General features: G+C 67.4%; 1 protein-coding gene. It reads left to right on the top strand.

Features of this window, described 5'->3' with window-relative positions; all coding sequences use genetic code 11:
* The coding region (locus tag HHU12_RS34355; RefSeq protein WP_169661206.1) for an MFS transporter at nt 1-690 on the top strand (690 nt) is incomplete at both ends.

Genomic DNA, 690 nt, shown 5'->3' with positions numbered 1-690 from the left:
CGCCGGCTGATCCTGGTGAAAAGCGCGCTGCTGGCGCTCCTGCTGCTCCTGTGCAGCCTCACCGGCCAGCTCAGCTCACTGCTGGTGGTCAGTCTGCTGATCGGTATGGCGGCGACCATGGCGCAGGATATCGTCCCGGCGGCGGCGATCCTCGCCCCGGCGGGCAAGCAGGGAAAAATGGTGGGCACCGTGATGACCGGGCTGCTGCTGGGGATCCTGCTCTCCCGGACGGTCAGCGGCGTGGTGGGCGCCGTATTCGGCTGGCGGGTGATGTATCAGGCGGCGGCGGTCAGCGTCGCGCTGATTGGCCTGGTAATGTGGCGCGTCCGGCCGCGCTTCGCTGTGCACTCGACGCTGAGCTATCCGCAGCTGATGGCCTCGATGGCGCATCTGTGGCAGCGTTACCCGGCATTACGCCGCGCCGCGCTAGCTCAGGGCGCGCTCTCCATCGCCTTTAGCGCCTTCTGGTCGACGCTGGCGGTGATGCTCTCCGAACACTATCACATGGGCAGCGCAGTAGCGGGCGGTTTCGGTATCGCCGGGGCCGCCGGGGCGCTGGCCGCGCCGCTTGCCGGCGGTCTGGCCGATAAATTTGGCGCCGGTAAGGTGACACAGATGGGTGCGGCGCTGGTCACCCTCTCCTTTGCCCTGATGTTTGTGCTGCCGCTGCTGCCAGTGCACGCTCAGTTG

The organism is Flammeovirga aprica JL-4 (assembly GCF_012844305.1).
In the GTDB taxonomy this organism is placed as follows: domain Bacteria; phylum Bacteroidota; class Bacteroidia; order Cytophagales; family Flammeovirgaceae; genus Flammeovirga; species Flammeovirga aprica.
Note: the sequence above shows the minus strand (reverse complement) of the source record. Positions and strands in the feature narration are given on the sequence as shown.